The sequence below is a fragment of the Photobacterium marinum genome (genome assembly GCF_000331515.1).
In the GTDB taxonomy this organism is placed as follows: domain Bacteria; phylum Pseudomonadota; class Gammaproteobacteria; order Enterobacterales; family Vibrionaceae; genus Photobacterium; species Photobacterium marinum.
Window position 1 is genome coordinate 1 of record NZ_AMZO01000060.1, and the last position, 539, is coordinate 539.

Below are 539 nucleotides of genomic sequence, written 5' to 3' on the forward strand. Positions count from 1 at the left end.
CGGCCGTGATTATGTCGTGACATCCGGTAACTTCAACCGTGTTGATACCGGCGAAGATCAGGATTACTCAGTGACTATCGGTAATAACAACCAGGTTGAACTGGGTGGCGGTAACGACTTTGCCAATGTCTTCGGTAACTATAACCGTGTCAACGGCAGTGCAGGCAACGATGTTATCAAGCTGATGGGCTACCATGCGGTATTGAACGGCGGTGAGGGTGATGATCACCTGATTGCGGCTGCGATATCTAAGTTCAGTCAGTTTGATGGCGGCCAAGGCCGTGACATGATGGTGCTGGGCGGTTACCAGAACACCTTTAAGGGTGGCGAAGATGTTGACAGTTTCATTGTCAGCGGTAACGTCATTGACAACCTGGTTGAAGATATCCGCAGTGAAGACAATATCGTCTTCAACGGTGTTGACTGGCAGAACCTGTGGTTCGAACGCAGCGGTTATGATCTGAAGCTGTCGGTCCTGCGTGAGCCGGAAGCTGAGACGGATCAGGCTAAGTTCGAAAGCGTCGGCTCAGTGACCTTTG

At 51.2% G+C, this 539-nt stretch carries 1 pseudogene; it reads left to right on the plus strand.

Annotated elements, in window-relative coordinates:
* Window positions 1-539, plus strand: a pseudogene (locus tag C942_RS24080) (calcium-binding protein); the annotation flags it as partial.